The following is a 628-nucleotide window of genomic DNA, read 5'->3' on the forward strand; positions in this document are numbered from 1 at the left end:
GAGCCACCTCGTGGCCCTGTGCGCGCAGGTGGAGCCACATCTTGCGAGCGCCGAACCGGGCACGGAATCGGTGCTCGCGCGCGACCCGGATCAGCTCGAGGATCTCCGCATCACGCAGCGCCCGTTTCGAGGGCGCCCGGGTGCGGGCCTCGTAGTAGGTCGACGGAGCGATCTTGACGCCGTGCTCGGTGAGCACCCGGCAGATCGGCTCGACTCCGTACAGATCTCGATGCTGGTCGATGAACTCGATCAGAACTTGGGTTGGCGGTCGAGCTCCGCCGCGAAGAAAGCCGACGCCGACTTCAGGATCTGGTTCGCCCGCTCCAGCTCGGCGACCCTCTTCTTCAGCTCCCGGATCTCAGCGATCTCCTCGGTCGTCTTCCCCGGACGCCTGCCGCCATCGACCTCCGCCTGACGCACCCACTTGCGCAGCGTCTCGGGCGAACCGAGCCCGAGCTGCCCGGCAATATTGCGGATCGCCACGAACTCCGAGGGGTACTCGCCCTGCGCGACCGACTCGGCCACCGCCCGCACCGCGCGCTCACGCAGCTCCCGGGGGTACTTGCTGGGACGTGCCATGACTTCATCCTCCAACTAATGAAGCCTCCGGACATCCCGGGGCGGTTCA

General features: G+C 67.2%; 1 protein-coding gene, 1 pseudogene and 1 other annotated feature. The gene and the pseudogene both read right to left on the reverse strand.

Translation table 11 applies throughout. The annotated features are described in order from the left end of the window. Positions 1-196 (reverse strand): annotated as a pseudogene (locus ACFQQI_RS18290) (IS3 family transposase); the annotation flags it as partial. Next, positions 164-292: a sequence feature (AL1L pseudoknot), on the reverse strand. Its footprint overlaps the pseudogene before it by 33 nt. After that, the gene (locus ACFQQI_RS18295) at positions 250-579 is read right to left on the reverse strand and encodes a transposase (protein ID WP_378566762.1); all 330 of its coding nucleotides are present in this window, start codon (positions 577-579) and stop codon (positions 250-252) included. Its footprint overlaps the feature before it by 43 nt. Positions 580-628 lie beyond the last annotated feature (49 nt).

The organism is Nocardioides sp. GCM10030259 (genome assembly GCF_042666375.1).
Taxonomy (GTDB): domain Bacteria; phylum Actinomycetota; class Actinomycetes; order Propionibacteriales; family Nocardioidaceae; genus Nocardioides.

Bases quoted from the DNA above. Each gene is read 5' to 3' on its own strand.
- ACFQQI_RS18295 (WP_378566762.1), bottom strand. From the start codon at position 579: ATGGCACGTCCCAGCAAGTACCCCCGGGAGCTGCGTGAGCGCGCGGTG.